Origin of the sequence: Schaalia radingae (assembly GCF_900106055.1) — a bacterium.
Classification (GTDB): Bacteria; Actinomycetota; Actinomycetes; order Actinomycetales; family Actinomycetaceae; genus Pauljensenia; species Pauljensenia radingae_A.
In genome coordinates this window covers 668,557-684,933 of sequence record NZ_LT629792.1, presented here as the reverse complement: position 1 = coordinate 684,933, position 16,377 = coordinate 668,557, and the positions used below count along the sequence as shown (strand labels likewise).

Below are 16,377 nucleotides of genomic sequence, written 5' to 3'. Positions count from 1 at the left end.
GCTGCCTGGCGCACGACCCAGCGACTATCGTTCAGCCAGCGTCAGGCTCAAATCCGGGGCGATACCAGTCGCCCGACCGCCCGCCAGCCTTGTGGATGATCTGGCAGTTGGTGATTCTGGCTGAACGATCAACGCCTTTCACCATGTCAATAATCGCCAATGCGGCCACCGAAACAGCGGTAAGCGCCTCCATCTCCACTCCCGTGCGATCTGCAGTTCGGACCGTTGCGCGAATCAGCACCCGGTCCGCGCCCAGTTCAAGATCCACTTCGCAGCCGTGCACGCCGATGACATGAGCCAACGGCAGCAAGTCAGGCACCTTCTTTGCCGCCGCGATTCCCGCAATGCGCGCCACTGCCAGCACATCGCCCTTGGGGACGGTTCCGTCGCGTAGCGTCTGCATGATCTTCGGTGAGCACTCAACCTCGCCAATAGCTGTTGCTTCTCGAACGGTTGGCTTCTTGGCGGTGACGTCCACCATGAAAGCACTGCCGTCTTCATTCAGATGCGTCAGTTTCATCGCGCCCTCCCTAACCACATCACATCAACCAGATCGCCAGCCTCCACCTTCGCACGTTCAGCCGGCACGCGCGCCAGAGCGGCTGCACCGGCAAGGGAGGCCACAAAATGAGACTTCGAGCCGCCGTGGCTGGACGGGTAGATCAGCACGCCATCAGGTGCGACAGTGCCACGCTCGTCCCTGTTGCACTCCCCAATCGTAACTTTCCGCTCGCGGGCAGTGACCGGCAGAAACTGTACGCGGCCAGGTTTGCGTGACCAACCGGTACCTGCGCGAACCGTGGTAAACAGTGCATCAAAATCGACGGGAGGCTCACCGGCGAGCGCGCGCATCAGCGGCACGGCAAACAGGTGCCAGGAGACGAAAACGCTGACGGGATTGCCAGGCAGGCACAGAATCGGGATGCGGCGCGCAGAATGACCCGCAGGCTCGAGCACACCACATCCCTGGGGCTTACCCGGCTGCATCCCCACCTTCACGAACTCCACGCCGTATGCCCGCAAAGCGGCTTTGACCACGTCAAACGCGCCGGCCGAAACGCCGCCTGCCGTGATGAGCAGGTCAACCTGGTCGAGGATATCCTGCAGATCCCTCATGAAATCTTCCACTGTATCGGCGTGGAATGCGCGGACCAACGGCACCGCACCGGCTTCACGGACCATGCCTGCCAGCAGGATTGAGTTGGAGTCCGGGATCTGTCCGAGGGCAAGGTCAGCTCCAGCCTCGCGCAGCTCCTCCCCCGTCGTGATCACTCCGACACGCACCTGTGAACGTACCGCCACCTGCCCGTATCCCACAGAGACGAGGGCGGACAGGTGAGCTGCGGTCAGGTGCGTTCCTGAAGGATAGAGCAGGTCGCCCTCGTTGATGTCCTCACCGCGTCTGCGCACATTTGCGCCTGCAGGAACTGTCGCGGTTGGAACAATCCGGGCGGGCGGATCTGGCGCCATGTTGGCTCCGGCGTCCTGTGTGTTTTCAACCGGGATCACCGCGTCGGCGCCCTCCGGCATCGGCGCACCTGTCATGATGCGTATGGCGCAGCACGCGGGAAGAACTGGAATATCAGTGCGGCCGGCGGGAATATCGTCTGAGACACGCAGTGCGTGGCCCTCGCGTACCTCGTCAGCACGCACGGCAAAACCGTCCATCGCGGAGTTTGTGAACGGTGGGACGGCGAAGCGTGCGCGGATGTCCTCAACCAGAACTCGCCCCAGAGCTTCGTCGATGGGAACAGTACTTTCCGGAAGAGGCTCGCCCAAGGCCACCACGTCGCGATAATGATCGGCAACGTCTTTCATCTGCTTGTTCCTTTCTTCTGCGCGTGCGGTTCCTTACGGCATTTCAGGCTTACTCCGGGTGACCGGAGATGCGCGTTGAAGTCCGCCGCTTAAATGTCATGTCCCGTAGTTGCCCCGCAGCTGTGTCGATGAACGCGACACGTCCCAGCAGGAGCTGCCCGTATCCGGCGGCAAGTTTAGTCACCTCTCCTACCATAAGGGATCCGACCATCCCGGTGATCGGACCGATGACAGGCGAGCTCGCTCCCTCTGGGACCACGTCTTCTCGCGGCGCGCACGCATACAGGTCAGTGAGGCGAACCTCGACGGGTACGCCCGCTGTACGCGCAGCAGGACCGCTCCAGAAGGTTGAGACTTGCCCGGCAGCTCCCAGCACGGATCCCCACACTTCAGGTTTACCCAAGCGTGTGGCCGCCGCGTCGATGAGGTAACGGGTGGCGAAATTGTCCGTGGCGTCAACAATGATGTCGAATGACTCGAACAGGTCATCAACATTTTCAGCCGTCAGGCGCAGGTGGTAACACGTCACGTCCACGTCCGGATTGAGATCAGCGATCCGTCGCGCTGCACTGTCTGTTTTCGCTTGTCCGAGCTCGCTCATGGAGTGAATGACCTGGCGATGCAGATTCGACGTATCCAGTACATCGGAATCCACGATGCCGATGTGACCAATGCCGGCACCTGCCAGATACATCAGCACCGGCGAGCCGAGCCCTCCGGCCCCGATCACCAAAACCGACGTGCCCAGCAGTCGGCGCTGGCCTTCTTCTCCCATGCCGTCGAGCAACATCGGGCGCGCATAGCGTTCGCGTTGTTCGTCGGTCAGTGCCGTGCCGGCTCGTCCAAGCGGTGTGATCATCACCCACCTACTGTACGCGAGTCGAATTGCTGATGAGCTGGCGCTGCAACGCTTACCGTGTCAGACCAGTCGCCCTCGGACATGCGCGTAAGAAAACGCGGAGCGGCGGTGCCCGACGGACGGGTTGTTGGCCTCTTCGAGGCGCGTGAGTATGATTGCCTTCATGCCTCATGTTGCGGTGGTCACGATATCTGACAGGTCTGCGGCCGGAGTTCGAACCGACCGTTCCGGGCCGCTCGCACAGAAATTGCTGAGCGAATATGCGCAAGTCAGCGGTGTGGTCATCGTCCCTGACGACGCTGACGCAATTACCGCCGCGATCAGGGATGCTGTTGCCGGCGGAGCCAACGTCGTGTTCACCACGGGCGGCACAGGCTTTTCCACGCGTGACGTCACTCCCGAGGCGACCATGCCACTGTTGTCGAAGCGGGCCGAGGGCGTCGAGGCGGCTTTGCGTTCCAATCCGGAGGTTCCAGCTGCCGCGTTGTCACGCGGGGTGTCAGGCGTCATCGAGTGTGAGGGGCGGCGCGCTTTCGTTGTCAACGCTCCTGGGTCAACGGGCGGAGTGCGCGATGCTGTGGCCGTAGTCGGCCCGCTGATCTCGCACATCACCGAGCAACTTGCTGACGCTGACCACACGGCGCCCGCCGAGCAGATCGGCCAGTCGGCTCATCAGCGTGCCACCCATGCGATCCAGAGCCGCGGGGTCAGCGACGGTTCAGATGCGCGCGTTGTGATCGCAGAAGTCACGGATCAGCCTATCGATGTGACCGCGTTGCAGGAAGCGGTGCGCGATTCTCAAGCAGGTGCCGTGGTTCTTTTTGATGGCCGGGTGCGCAACCATGATGACGGCAAGGGCGTGGTGTCGATTGACTATGAAGCGCATCCCGATGCCGGCATAGTGATTGAACGGATTGCCCGAAGATGTGCGCACGGGTCAGGTGCGATCAAGCTGGCGGTTCAGCATCGCTACGGTCACCTTGAGGTGGGTGACGTGGCGTTTGCGGCTGCGGCGTCGGCGGCGCACCGGCGCGAGGCGTTCGCCCTGCTGGAAAGTGCGGTTGAACAGGTCAAAGCCGAGTTGCCGGTGTGGAAAAAGCAGGAGTTTGTCGACGGCTCACACGAGTGGACAGGCAGCGCGTAGGGAACGTAGGGTGCGAAGGCTGCGCGCGTGACGCACAGGTCCCGTCCTCGCTCTATCCAACAGCTGCGCACGTGGCGCGAAGTCTTGAGCTACCGGAATCCTGACGGCGTGCGTGTGCCAACAGCTGCGCCCGTGGCGCGGAGTCAGAATTATCCGCCGGCAAATGGTGGCAGCACTTCGATCTGAATGTTGTCTCCGAGCTGACAACGCTCCGCCTCGCTGATGGTCTGACCGTCGATAATCAGAGCACACACCCCGACGAGGTCTGCAAAATGCACTGACTTTCCTACGGCTAAGCAGGCCCGCAATTCGGCCGCGTCTATTGACTGCGGCACGTCAACGGTTTCGGTGCGCGTGCCAGCTGCTTCTGCTGCACCAGCGAAATACGTGACGTGAGCTCGAGTCATTTATCCTCCGATCGCGCTCATGGGGCGGCGCGGTTTCAAGAAGTCTGGGTCATTGATCCCGTGACCCGGTTGTTTACCCCACATGGCAAGTCGCCACGTCTGCGCGATGTCCTCGTCGGTGGCGCCTGTGCGCATCATCGTGCGCACATCAGTTTCTGAGCGGGCAAAAAGACAGGTTCGGATATTCCCATCTGCGGTCAGGCGTGTGCGGTCACATTCGCCACAGAAAGGTCGTGTCACTGACGCAATGATGCCGAATCTGCCGCCTGGGTGATCGGCACCTGACATCACATCCCACTCTTCTGCCGGGGAGGCTCCTCGTTCCCGATCGGGCCGATGAGCCAAATCAAAGTGTGGGCGCAATGTGTCCAGAATGTCGTCGCGAGTGATCATATCTTCGCACTTCCACGATCCACGCGGTCCAAGTGGCATGAATTCGATAAAACGCAGTTCGTATCCGTTACGCAGCGCGTGCCGAAGCAGCTCTGGCGCCTGATCCTCGTTCACACCCGGCATCAGCAGCGCGTTCAACTTGACTGGACGAAGGCCGGCCTGGGCAGCCGCAGCAGCTCCCTGAACCGCATCATCGAATCGGTCCCGTCGGGTCATCATGCGATAGCCCTGGCGAGTCGCCGAATCCATTGAAATGTTGACTCGCTGAAGGCCGGCGCGCGCCAGAGCTTCAGCTCGGTGCGTTAGGCCCAGACCATTGGTCGTCATGGATAGATCTGGCCGCGTCCCTTTCCAGGTACACAAACTCGCCGCGTATGACACAAGTTCTTCCAGGCTGCGGCGCATCAACGGCTCGCCGCCGGTGAAGCGTATTTTTTCTATTCCGCACTGCTGAACGCCAATATGGATCATCCGTTTGATTTCATCATCTGTGAGGATTCGGTCAGGGGAAGAAAACTCCACACCTTCTGCAGGCATGCAGTACTGGCATCGCAAATTACACCTGTCAGTTACCGAGATGCGTAGATCTTTGGCGACTCGCCCAAACTGATCGAGTAACACGGGAACATCCGGGCGCTTTGCCGGATCAAGACGTGCCTGCATCAGTGGCATATTCAATGCGATGCTCAAGAAACCTCCTCCGCAATGCACCTAGTGTAAGGAGCCTAGTTTAGCAGCGCAGATCAGCGAACTCTTTGCGCACAACTAAGGCAGTCTGCTCGGCATCAAAGATCAGACCGCGCCTCCCGCCCGTCATCGGAAAGCAGGTATTCTTCGAGCGTTGCGACTTCTTCCCACGTGTCCACGTCAAACCCGCATTGCGACTGATCCGGTACGCCGACAAGATGCGCATCTGAAAACGCTCGCCGCAAGGACTTGTTGCGCACGTGATCGCGCATGACATCTTGCAGGAATTCGGATCGATAGATTCCCTGGGTGAGTTGCAGAATGTCGCCTTCTGGCGTGTGCTGAACCGGTACTGCACCGTCGCATGATTCTGCTTCGAACGCTTCTAGCAGCGCCGGGAATAATCGCGCCGACAGTGGTGCATCACACGTCATGAATGCCACGAGGGCGCCCTCGTCAATCGTGAGCGCATGGAATCCCGCAGCATAACCGGCCAGCGGCCCGCCAAAAGGCGGATCCTCGAGTATGCGAATGACGCTGGGCGGCACTGACACTTCGGGGGGCGCCACGACGACGATGCGTGCGCGAGGGGCGGTGCGGCTGATTTCGGCAAGCGCATGATCGAGAAGCCTCTTTCCCGCGACCATCACGTCCGGTTTGGACACTCCACCCATGCGGGCTGCGGTTCCGCCTGCCAGCACGAGAACGCCTGCAAGATGATGCATGCTCATGTCGGGCTCCCCTTGTTGGCCATGCGCAGTGGACATGCGGGCAGGCTCAGTAGTGGCTTTGGGTTGCGAACTGTCACGTTCATGTTACCTTCCCGGCTGAGGACCAATCCGGGAAAACTCCTTGGTCGCGTGTCATCTGACCAATCCGAAGATGGACACCGTCCAATCATGAAAATGTACTCAGCGCCGTGCCACCATCCAGGCATCCCCATAAGGAGCAGAGCGAAATCTAGGACACTCCAGTACAGGGCACTGATCGTCCCCCGATACGCCCACCACAACGCATGGAACTCAAAAGCAACAGAAAATGTCCTATAACCTCAAAGGTTCCGGTGGCCTCACTCTTTTTCATATGCTGCCGTTCTTTCTTGAATGGCACGCAGCTTTTCATGATCGAATTTGGGCGTGCGATCGAAATTGACGATTCCGTTTTTCTCTTGGAAAACATCTGTCAGCTGGGTGTAGCAGTACCCAAACATGTTGCTGTCGCAGCTGAGAACTTGTACTAATCCCTCGAATCGTTCGTAAAACTCCTCCAGACTGTTCACCCTATCTCCGTAGCCCCACGATTCAGCTTGATCGTTGTTTCCTCGTCGATTTCTTGCCTCTTCCTCATTCCACCAGATGCCGCCAAATTCCGACACGAAGAAGGGCTGGCCGTCGTAATCAATCGAAAAACGCCCATCTGCAAAGGGCATCGTGTTGTCTTCCAAGACCACTCGATTGACATACGGTTTTCCGTCTTTCAAACCTGCTTGTTCACGTTTAAACGCTGCAGGATCTTGCTCATAAGAATGCGAATCATAGATATCTGCGCTGCGGACTCTATGCGAATACCCGGATGCATCAAGCACGGGGCGAGTCGGATCTGCCAGCTTTGTGGCCCAGTACATTCCCTGCGTGACATCATCCAGCACTGTGATGTGATCATGCAGCACTTGGTGCGTCTCATTTAATGGGCACCATCCGATGATACTTGGGTGTGAAATATCCCGGTTAAGTGTTTCAATCCATTGCGTAACGAACGACGCAGTAGGCTCCTGATTGTATCCAAGAGGTCCTCGACCAGAAACTCCCCAGTCTCCGAATTCTCCCCAGAGAAGATAGCCGTACATATCGGCCCAAAACATCATGCGCTCTTCGAAAACCTTTTGATGAAGCCGCGCACCGTTAAACCCGGCAGAAAGAGCCAGTTGAATATCTTCGACAATTGCATCATCACTCGGTGCAGTCATCAAGGAATCTGGCCAATATCCCTGGTCCAGGACCAGTCTCTGGAAAATCTTCTTCCCATTTATCCGGAACTCGTTGCCCTTAATTGAGATAGAACGAAGACCGCAATACGACGAAATTTCATCCCTGATCGATCCGTCCTCGTTTGCCAGCAGTATCGTCAGTCGGTATAGTTCTGGATCTCCCGGTCCCCATATACGAACTTTTTCAGCAGGAATCTCCACTACGACTTTTGGAGATAGATCCTTCCCAACTGCTACGTGGGCCGACGCGACAAAGTCTCCCTCAGGCTCACTCACAACGACCTTCAGTTGACCATCACATACGCTCCTCGAAACCGAAGCTGTCACTTCAAAGCTCTGCGTTCCCATATTCGGAAACACCTTAACTGACTTAATATGCTCCCGCGGGACGCCTTCCAGCCAAACAGTCTGCCAAATTCCTGTCGTACGCGTGTATTGGCAGTGTGTCGAGTCATACCACGTAGCCTGCTTTCCGCGAGCCTGAGGCATGCCGCGTAAGTCGCGAGCTCGAACAACAACAGTCGCCTCTTCACCGGCACCAACCACACCATCCAAGTCTGCGTCGAATGGTGTAAAGCCGCCCCGATGCCGTGCCACCTCGACTCCGTTAACCCAAACCGTCGTATCGTGATCGACCGCTCCGAAATGCAAAACCGGTCGGATATCATCGTCTTTCCATTCGGATGGAACTGTCAGCGTTTTTCTATACCAGACCGCGTTCAAGAAATCAGTGTTTTCAATTCCCGACATTTTCGACTCAGGCGCAAATGGGACTTCGATAGAATCAGCTAACTGCCGATCCAGCAAACCCCGCTCACGGCCAGAGTCTCCAGGGTCAACCTCAAATTCCCATTGACCATTGAGATTGACCCAATTCTTCCGAGCAAACTGAGGTCTAGGGTGTTCAGGCTTACATGACCCACTCTCCTTATCTGCGGGCCCATCTAGGAGTGCGGCCAATTTTCTTGCTCTTTCACGCACGTCATCCAGAGATGTTTTTTTCTCAGCCTGCTTATTCACCATTTCAAATTCCTCTCATATTTCAATCGGCAAATTGTGAAATTCTTTAGCTATCTCACGATGATTCTCTAATGATCATTTCATGTTGAACCACAAAAGAAATGCCAGGCCCCACAGTAGTAACCGAGCTATAACTTGCCCTCTCCAGAAATCGGTCATCACCAACTGCCAGAAACAATGCAAGACGTGCAAGGGAGTCCAAATCAGGAGAAATAGTAGTAAGTGAGGGCAACGAGCTTTCACTCTCTGGAATATTGTCCCACCCGGCTACACGCACTGTCTCACCGACCCGAATGCGTTGTTCACGAAATGCATCCATAGCACCCAGGGCAAGAAGATCATTTCCTCCAATAACGACATCTCCAACTTTCCCCAGGGATTTTTCGGACTGGATCAATTGTTTTGTCAACCGATATCCCTCTTCGCGACTCCATTCCGCACTGGAGACGAACAACCTCCTATCAGGAGAAATCTGCGCTTTGTCCAACTCGGCGGCGACGCCTATGAGGCGTTCAGATCCGGTGGACGACGCACCATGTTGAGCCCCTAAGAAAACAACTCTCTGCGTGTTCTTTCCGATTAGATGCCTTGTCAGTTCAGCAGCACTAGCCACGTTGTCAATCGATACGTGATGCATTGCCCCACGATCGGTAACTGCTTCGCCTAGAAGAACAACCGGCATATCATCTCGTTTTACTAGACGCTTCGTCGTATCGGGTAAAGTTGGAGAAATAATCAAGGCATCTATTGATCGTGATAATTGGCCTAACACATAGCGACGCTCTATTTCACCATGTTGTCCACTCAATTCAATTTCTATAGTATAATCTGCTTGATTTGCAATGATATGAAACTTTTCTGCCAACCTTGCGAAATATGGGTTAGTCAAATGTGGTATTACAAGCCCTATTCTTCTGGTGGCATGACCTCTAATATCGCGCGCGGAAAAATTCGGAATGTAGTTGAGATCTTTCACTGCGGCCATTACTCGATCTTTGGTGTCAGGGCTGACGCATGGTCTTCCGTGCATGACATTCGATACCGTTTTCCACGACACACCTGCGCGCGCTGCCACGTCTTTGATGGTTGCTCTTTTCACTTTAGGGCAGGTACTCCTGGTTCTCTAGGCGCTCATCAATGAGCGACATTCAGACTCTCCTCGGTGCTGTTTCATTTGACCTCACTGCAGTCAAGTGCCATACTCTCACGTGAGAATTCAATCTGCAATCCCATTGCAGCTTTTTCCGCCAATCAACGTTGATCAGGAAGGTGGCATGTTTGGCCGTGGATGATCAGGACAATATGCTTTCTAGCAGTGGAATCTCACGGCGCTCTTTTATAAAGGGTTCCGCTTTAGGCTTGTTCGGTTTGGGTCTTAGTGCACTCGGCTTAACATCCGGTCTTTCTGGTTGCTCGTCTTCAGCATCGCAGAAAGTAACGGTGAGCGTGTGGGACTTGTTCAGCGGAGCGGATGGCGCGAATACGCGCGCGATGATCGAGTCAATCGTCCAAGAACATCCTGGCCTATTCGTTGCTCCCACTACTCTCAGCTGGGGAAACCCTTATTACACCAAGTTGGCGATGGCATCGGCTTCTGGCGCACCACCTAGCACTGCGATCATGCACGTTTCGCGCATGCCTGGTTTCGCACCTGGAGGCCTTATTGAGCCGTGGGACATGAAGCTGTTTCAAGAATTTGACGTAGGTCCGGAGTACTTTACTGATGCGCTATTTGGCGCAGGAACATACGAAGGCAAGCAGTTCGCTATTCCTCTCGACACCCATCCTTTTATTACTTTCTACGACCAGGATGTCGCAGACAAGGCCGGTGTGCTCGGCTCCGATGGACGACTCAAGGTCGATTCAGCCGAGGCCTTTTATGAAGTCGGCGTCAAACTGGGTGAGGTTATCGGTGGCCCGGGCGTGGCGTTCGGTTTCCAACTCGACACTGCGCAAGCATGGCGTCTTTTCTGGGGACTTTATAACCAAACCGGTGGTGGATATGATTTTTCTGCCGGACAGCGGGCACAGCTGGACATTGACAAAGCGGCCCAAGTAGTTGAGGCCGTTCACATGTGGATGGACGGCAAGTGCATGGCAAAAGACCAAGACTATGGCGGAGCTTTATCTGCTTTTAACGGAGGCAGGAATGCTCTGATTTTCTCCGGGGTTTGGGAGTTAAACGGATTCATTGAAAACGTACCTGCGCTTGCAGCCTCACCGACTCCCACTATGTTTGGTCAACCTGCCAACTACGCCGACTCGCATACCTACGTTTTGCCGACTAATCGCCGCATGACTGACGATCTTCGCCAAAAGACCTATGAATTCGTTGCAGCAATGCTGAAGTTGGGCGACCGCTGGGGCAAAGCCGGCCACATTCCTGGATATCTGCCTTCTCAGGAAAAGCCGGACTATCAGAAACTAGAGCTGCAAAATCAATATGCAGATGCAGCACAGACCGTGATCTTTGATCCACCTGTCTGGTATGCCGGGGCAGGAACTGACTTCCAAAATCGCATGTGCCAACACCTGATTGAAGGATTCCGAGGCACCACCGAGCCAAAACGAGTAATCGAGCAAATGCTTGAGACCGCATCGTCAATTGCCCAGCAACCTAATCCAACCGAGTAAAGATCGTCATGAAAACACAATCAAAACTAGCTTCCCGCGGAACAGTTTGGTTCGCACTTCCGTATATGGTCGTATTTACTCTTTTCCTGATTACTCCTATTATCTGGGGAATTTGGATGAGCTTCACGAACCAATCGCTAGCCTCACGAAACGTTAAGTTCGTAGGTCTTCAGAATTATATTGAAACCCTCACAAGCGCCGAAATGTGGTCCAGCCTTGGTAATACTATCTTTTTCACCCTCATTTCGACCATCCCTCTGGTGATGCTCTCCTTCATCCTCGCTTACCTCGTTGTCACAGGTTTACCTGGCCAATGGCTCTGGAGACTCACATTCTTCGCTCCGTACCTCCTGCCGGTATCTGTCGTTACCGCGATGTGGGGAGTGATGTATGCAAATGACTTTGGATTTATCAACGGGCTTTTACAGCATCTGGGAATTGATCAAATCGGCTGGCTCAGCGACAACCAAGTGGCAATGTGGTCAATTGCCCTTACGACCGTGTGGTGGACCATAGGATTCAATTTCCTCCTATACCTGTCAGCACTGCAAAACATACCCGATCAAATCTACGAAGCAGCGCAAGTTGACGGCGCTGGATCATGGAGACGTTTGATCTCAGTGACACTGCCCCTTATGAAGTCGACAACAATCATGATCGTCCTATTGCAGATTCTTGCATCGCTTAAAGTCTTCGATCAGATTTTCCTGATGACCGCTGGTGGACCAGATGGTGCGACACGTTCGATTATTCAGTACATATATGATGTCGGCTTCAGCGGATACCGCGTCGGGTACGCTTCAGCTGTTTCTTATGTTTTCTTTGCTCTGATCGTGCTTGTGTCAATCATTCAAATCACCATCGTTAATCACAAACCAGAGGAGCAACGATGAGCACTACCCAAACTGCTAACAAAATTGGTATGAACGATTTATCTCAGACGTCATCGACGCGTCGTTCTCCCCGCTTGGTTAAGTCTTCTGAAAACTCTAAGGCGCGTTCCTTAACACTGGGAAATTCTGCGGCAGCGCAAATTTCTGCTTTTGCAGCACTAGCAATTGCCGCTTTGGCATGGGCCATACCAATTCTTTTTGCGCTTCAGATGTCTTTCAAAAAGGAAACCGATGCCTCTGCGGCACCCCTTCAGTTCTGGCCTTCGCAAGGATGGACTTTTGAAAACTACATAGCGGTGTTTAAAGCAGGTGATATTCCATTATGGTTGTGGAATTCCTTCATCGTTTCTGCAGCCGTCACCCTCATTACGCTTCTTGTTTCTGTTCCAGCAGCGTACGTGTTTTCTCGTCATGACTTTCCGGGTAGAAAGATATTCTTCGCGTTGACAGTTGCTGCGATCATGGTTCCGCCACAGATCCTCATTGTTCCGCTATTCGAACAGATGAGGTTTATGCGACTGTCAGACACCTTGGCAGGTGTTGCGTTGCCACAAGTGGTGGCACCGTTAATGGTTATCGTGATGAAGAACTTCTTCGATCAGCTGCCCGTAGAGCTAGAGGAAGCTGCCCGTCTAGATGGTGCCTCGAACTTCAAGATTCTCACTTCTGTGGTTCTTCCGCTATCTCGCTCGATTGTTGTAGCCGTGGCCATCTTTGTTTTTATTGGATGCTGGAACAATTTCCTTTGGCCATTTATCATTACGAACTCGCCTGACCTCATGACGATCCCCGTTGGTCTGGGTACTGTCAAGAACGCCTATGGCGTGCAATACGCTCAGGGGATGGCTAGTGCTGTCATAGGCGCCTTGCCTCTTGTCATCGTATTTATGATTTTCCAACGTCAGATTGTCAAAGGATTCGCAACAACAGGAATGGGCGGGCAATAGGAACGAAGCAAGCAAGATTGTCAAGTGTCGTGGGCCTGGTTCCACTTCTTGTTCTGAAGTCTCCAGCCGAGGGACTTAAGTTGTTCATTGCTGATCTTCCTGCCTAACTGACGATTTTGCGACTAAACGAATCAGTCCCAAACACGGCAAAGAACCACAGCAAGTGCGCGCCTAGGTAGTTGCCGGCTAACAGCCACAGTTCATTGTGCTGTGTCTGACTTAGACCGGCGCTGCACCTAGGTCGAAAGCACGTGTCGGATGTCTGCGCGTGGCCACGTCGTCGCAGGAGAGCAGCCTCTAGGAGCGTCGCAGATTTTCAGTACATCTCATCAGCCTGACAGCTTGGTTTTGGGCAACATTTCAGCCGGCACGCCAGGCAGCAGGCCCTATTTTTCGCACCCATCAGCCCCAGAAGCCTTCGTATAAATACTCCGTAGTTCTTAACAAACAATTTATCACGAACGCATCTCGCGCTAGTAGGGCGCAGCTTGGCATCCCCATCGCCGCAACAGATTGTAGATTGGCCACCAGCATGCCCGCCAAGTCTCCGGTAGCTCGACCGAACTGGAACGATCGCTATTCACATCACTAAGAGTAATGGCGATGAGGGCGGGCGGTCGGGCTGGCGCGAGAATGCTGAAGCAGGTTTCACAATTTCATTAGGTCGTGTGGGCTCGTTACCTTATGATTCCAAGCTCCTGGTGTTCTCATATATCCCTTGGTTCAGTCTTGGGCGTTGTCCTGTATCAACAGGTGTGCATTTCAACCAGCAACCGGTAAGAACACAACCAGAACACTTCAGTTCGAAGCTATCGCTGCCGTTCCGCTTGACATCACCGCGGATGAGTTGGATAGGGCGTCACTTTCCCGTCACGGTCCGATCACCTTACGACCGCGATCAGGTGCCATGGTGATTATTGAAGCCCGCCACGATGGTTGACCGCTGCGCAGCTTCACATTCAGCGCCAGCACTATTGCCCATCAGCACAGTACGCGACCTTATTCACGAATACGTTGCCGCTATCGAGCCGTGCGCAATTTTCCGGCAAGCTTCACGGCTATGTAAGAGGAAGAATCAAGAAGATGCTCCGAAATGCATCACGCGTGGCAACCATGTTGCTTGCGTCGATGTTGGCGATCGCAGGGATCGGGATCGGCTCCCATCCGATTTTCGCTGCGTATGCCGAATCTTCCGCAGATGCTGCGGCATCCGGATACCTTGACCTGACAATGAGCGGTCAAGCCAGCGTGATCCGACAGGAAGAAACACAGGTTGGACCGGGAATCATGCTGACTGAGTTCGAGCGCCTTTAACCACGAGGGTGGCAGCAGGGCGCAGTTCTCGACGTCGACTTGATCAATCCTGAGGTATCACTGGACTACCTCGATTCAGGTATTGCCGCCGACACGGCCACCCTGGTTGAAATGTCTCAAGTAACAGATGACATCAAGGCAGCAGTAAATGGCGATGCCTTTGACATCAACAACTCCGGATCTTCCCGTGGCATGGGTGTGGATCCTTCTGAAGGAATCGTCAAGAGCTCGCTTCCCGGTGCGCCTGCAATGTCCTTGGTGATGGATCACAACAAGCTAGCCTCCATCACCGACGTCACACTGAAGGGCAGTGTCTCTGCCTCGGACTGGACGGCACCGATTTCTTCAGTCAACACGCAGGCTCTTGCTTCCGATGCAATCACTGTCTACACCTCTCGATGGGGTGATTACCAACGCGGTTCAACATCGCTGCAAAACTATCCTGACGCGGTGGAAGTCTGGCTCGATTCTGATCATCGCGTGGTCAAAACTGCGCAGAGCCTCACTACGGAAGAGATTCTAGCTGGTCACACCGTTCTGGCTGCGGGTCAAGGGAAAACAGGGATCGTCTGAACGCATTGGCTTTGGGTGACGGCGTCAAAACGGAGAGCCGTGACGTGCCTGTGACTTTGACTGTCAACACCCCCGGCGCCGGCCAGACGTCAGCGTCTGATCCGACTGGTCGCATCACGTCGTCGCACGGCTCTGCTTCAGGGCTGGCACAAACGGGAGCGCACACTGCTTCCCTGCTGATGCTGAGCAGTCTCTTCGCTCTTCTTGTGATGGGAGTGTCGGCGAATCGCCGTCGCCATGCCGATCGGTAGAGCGTGATGTGAGTTCCTCACGCGTTGAGGGGGAAGGAACAGCTGTTCCTTCCCCCCTCAGTGCGCAGTGCAACTATTCGCTGCAGCGGAGCGGTAGGCGCTACTTGCTCAATTCAATAATCGCCGGCCCTGCCCAGCCCGCCTCGCACGAAATGTGCAGGCATGTGCCGTCCTGATCCACGCGTACTCCCTGGACCGGGACAACCGTTGCGACTGAAGCGTCAGTCAGCTCGACATCGAATTCGGCGCTGTCCACTGTCGGATCTTCCGGAGCAGCGAAGAGGAACTCGGTGGTTCCGTCTGATCCCACTTCTGCCCATGCACCATCAGACGCGGACGCAGTCGCCGATCCACGATGGTCAATTCCAGCCAGTATCGGATGTGCAACCTGCATCCATCGGCCGATCGCCCGCAGTGAATCTGCCTGCCACTCGGGAATGGTTCCGTCCGCCTTGGGGCCAACGCCAAGCAGGATTCGTCCGTCACGCACTGCTGCGTCAACGATCGTGTGCAGCAAGGTACGCGGATGCGGTCCGTTTTCAGGGCCTTCAACCTGGTTGTAACCGAATGACAATCCGAGTCCGCGGCAGTTTTCCCAGATACCCAGGTCCTCATTGTCAAGGTTCATCTGATACTCGCTGGTGACATAGTCGCAGTGCGGCACCTTCCACCTGTCATTGACGACGCCTTCAGGGCAGGCTTCGTAGTAGCGGGCAAAAAGCTGACCAAGTCCGTATGGTTCGGTCGTGTTCTTTGCCGCATCGGGATAGTTGATGTCGTTCCACAGCACGTCCGGATGGTAGCGCTCAACCAGCTCATCAATATGCGCGGCCGCGTACTTGGCGTATTCCTCATCACGAGGACGATCCCCTTCGTTGACTGATTCGTGTGTCGTATGAGGCGGGAATGGTCGCACATGCCAGTCAAGGCCACCGGAATAGTATGTGCCGAATCGCAATCCGGCCTTGCGTGCAGCGTCAGCGTAGGCTCCGACCAGATCCTGGTGCGGTCCGCGCTTAACCGTGTTGCGGTCTCCTGTCCCCACAGCGTCCCATAAGGTGATGCCGTCGTGATGTTTGGTCGTCAGTACGACGTAGTCAGCGCCTGATTCCTTGAACAGCTCCATTAGTTCGGAGGCGTCAAAAGAGTCCATGTGCCACTGATCCAGCAGGTCGTCATAGTCACAGCCGCCCCACTCCTTCCTGTGGTGTTCAGCTGCAGGCGAGCCGGGGATACGGATCGTGTTGTAGTACCACTCCGCGTAGGGATTGTGGGTGAACCACTCCAGTGGATCCTCGACAGTTCCCAGTTCTGCCGTGGGCTCCGCCCATGCGGGAAGTGAATACACCCCCCAGTGAACGAAAATGCCAAGCTTGGCGTTCTTGAACCACTGCGGTGTGGGCCGCTCCAGATCTGACCAGTCCATGTTGTCCTTTCCTGACATTATGAG

The 16,377-nt window shown here is 55.1% G+C and carries 16 protein-coding genes; 7 read left to right on the top strand and 9 right to left on the bottom strand.

Going from position 1 to position 16,377, the window contains the following annotated elements:
- Nucleotides 1-31: 31 nt before the first annotated feature.
- From moaC to BLT69_RS02905, 3 genes are read right to left on the bottom strand one after another with little or no spacing between them, the layout of a single operon-like run.
- The gene (gene moaC / locus BLT69_RS02915) at nucleotides 32-520 is read right to left on the bottom strand and encodes a cyclic pyranopterin monophosphate synthase MoaC (RefSeq protein ID WP_058236293.1); all 489 of its coding nucleotides are present in this window, start codon (nucleotides 518-520) and stop codon (nucleotides 32-34) included.
- Nucleotides 517-1,818 (bottom strand): molybdopterin molybdotransferase MoeA, encoded by a 1,302-nt coding sequence (locus BLT69_RS02910; protein WP_058236292.1) that lies wholly within the window; start codon nucleotides 1,816-1,818, stop codon nucleotides 517-519. Before BLT69_RS02910 ends, moaC begins: the two co-directional genes overlap by 4 nt.
- Nucleotides 1,819-1,867: 49 nt before the next feature.
- Nucleotides 1,868-2,677: a HesA/MoeB/ThiF family protein gene (locus tag BLT69_RS02905; RefSeq protein WP_092648355.1), complete on the bottom strand. Its 810-nt coding sequence runs from the start codon at nucleotides 2,675-2,677 to the stop codon at nucleotides 1,868-1,870.
- 163 nt (nucleotides 2,678-2,840) lie between these two features.
- Here BLT69_RS02905 and BLT69_RS02900 point away from each other — a divergent pair, with 163 nt between their 5' ends.
- On the top strand, nucleotides 2,841-3,821 hold the full coding sequence (locus tag BLT69_RS02900; protein ID WP_257590391.1) for a molybdenum cofactor biosynthesis protein MoaE: 981 nt from the start codon (nucleotides 2,841-2,843) through the stop codon (nucleotides 3,819-3,821).
- 149 nt (nucleotides 3,822-3,970) lie between these two features.
- On the opposite strand, the gene BLT69_RS02895 is transcribed toward BLT69_RS02900, so the two are convergent.
- The 5 genes from BLT69_RS02895 to BLT69_RS02875 form a co-directional block, all read right to left on the bottom strand.
- Nucleotides 3,971-4,228 carry a MoaD/ThiS family protein gene (locus BLT69_RS02895; protein ID WP_092648353.1) on the bottom strand — a complete coding sequence of 86 codons (258 nt, stop codon included), beginning with the start codon at nucleotides 4,226-4,228 and terminating at the stop codon, nucleotides 3,971-3,973.
- Nucleotides 4,229-5,311: a GTP 3',8-cyclase MoaA gene (gene moaA / locus BLT69_RS02890; protein ID WP_257590390.1), complete on the bottom strand. Its 1,083-nt coding sequence runs from the start codon at nucleotides 5,309-5,311 to the stop codon at nucleotides 4,229-4,231.
- A 95-nt stretch (nucleotides 5,312-5,406) separates the two neighbouring features.
- The gene (gene mobA, locus BLT69_RS02885; protein WP_257590389.1) at nucleotides 5,407-6,039 is read right to left on the bottom strand and encodes a molybdenum cofactor guanylyltransferase; all 633 of its coding nucleotides are present in this window, start codon (nucleotides 6,037-6,039) and stop codon (nucleotides 5,407-5,409) included.
- Between the two features lie 338 nt (nucleotides 6,040-6,377).
- Nucleotides 6,378-8,318 (bottom strand): glycoside hydrolase family 2 protein, encoded by a 1,941-nt coding sequence (locus tag BLT69_RS02880; protein WP_082628476.1) that lies wholly within the window; start codon nucleotides 8,316-8,318, stop codon nucleotides 6,378-6,380.
- A gap of 52 nt (nucleotides 8,319-8,370) precedes the next feature.
- The gene (locus BLT69_RS02875; protein ID WP_074026145.1) at nucleotides 8,371-9,414 is read right to left on the bottom strand and encodes a LacI family DNA-binding transcriptional regulator; all 1,044 of its coding nucleotides are present in this window, start codon (nucleotides 9,412-9,414) and stop codon (nucleotides 8,371-8,373) included.
- A 185-nt stretch (nucleotides 9,415-9,599) separates the two neighbouring features.
- Between BLT69_RS02875 and BLT69_RS02870 the strand changes: the two genes are divergently transcribed.
- The 6 genes from BLT69_RS02870 to BLT69_RS02845 all read left to right on the top strand — a co-directional run bounded on the left by BLT69_RS02870 (nucleotide 9,600) and on the right by BLT69_RS02845 (nucleotide 14,927).
- Nucleotides 9,600-10,949, top strand: coding sequence for an ABC transporter substrate-binding protein (locus tag BLT69_RS02870; RefSeq protein ID WP_082628475.1), 1,350 nt, complete (start codon nucleotides 9,600-9,602; stop codon nucleotides 10,947-10,949).
- Between the two features lie 8 nt (nucleotides 10,950-10,957).
- Entirely contained in the window at nucleotides 10,958-11,842 is an 885-nt protein-coding gene (locus tag BLT69_RS02865; RefSeq protein ID WP_092648351.1) for a carbohydrate ABC transporter permease, read from the top strand.
- Nucleotides 11,839-12,789, top strand: coding sequence for a carbohydrate ABC transporter permease (locus tag BLT69_RS02860; RefSeq protein WP_070725063.1), 951 nt, complete (start codon nucleotides 11,839-11,841; stop codon nucleotides 12,787-12,789). Before BLT69_RS02865 ends, BLT69_RS02860 begins: the two co-directional genes overlap by 4 nt.
- A gap of 1,083 nt (nucleotides 12,790-13,872) precedes the next feature.
- On the top strand, nucleotides 13,873-14,103 hold the full coding sequence (locus BLT69_RS02855) for a hypothetical protein (RefSeq protein WP_092648350.1): 231 nt from the start codon (nucleotides 13,873-13,875) through the stop codon (nucleotides 14,101-14,103).
- A gap of 39 nt (nucleotides 14,104-14,142) precedes the next feature.
- Nucleotides 14,143-14,676: a hypothetical protein gene (locus BLT69_RS02850; protein WP_092648349.1), complete on the top strand. Its 534-nt coding sequence runs from the start codon at nucleotides 14,143-14,145 to the stop codon at nucleotides 14,674-14,676.
- Nucleotides 14,677-14,720: 44 nt separating this feature from the next.
- The gene (locus BLT69_RS02845) at nucleotides 14,721-14,927 is read left to right on the top strand and encodes a hypothetical protein (protein WP_157886325.1); all 207 of its coding nucleotides are present in this window, start codon (nucleotides 14,721-14,723) and stop codon (nucleotides 14,925-14,927) included.
- Between the two features lie 100 nt (nucleotides 14,928-15,027).
- On the opposite strand, the gene BLT69_RS02840 is transcribed toward BLT69_RS02845, so the two are convergent.
- Nucleotides 15,028-16,371 carry an alpha-L-fucosidase gene (locus BLT69_RS02840; protein ID WP_257525393.1) on the bottom strand — a complete coding sequence of 448 codons (1,344 nt, stop codon included), beginning with the start codon at nucleotides 16,369-16,371 and terminating at the stop codon, nucleotides 15,028-15,030.
- Nucleotides 16,372-16,377 lie beyond the last annotated feature (6 nt).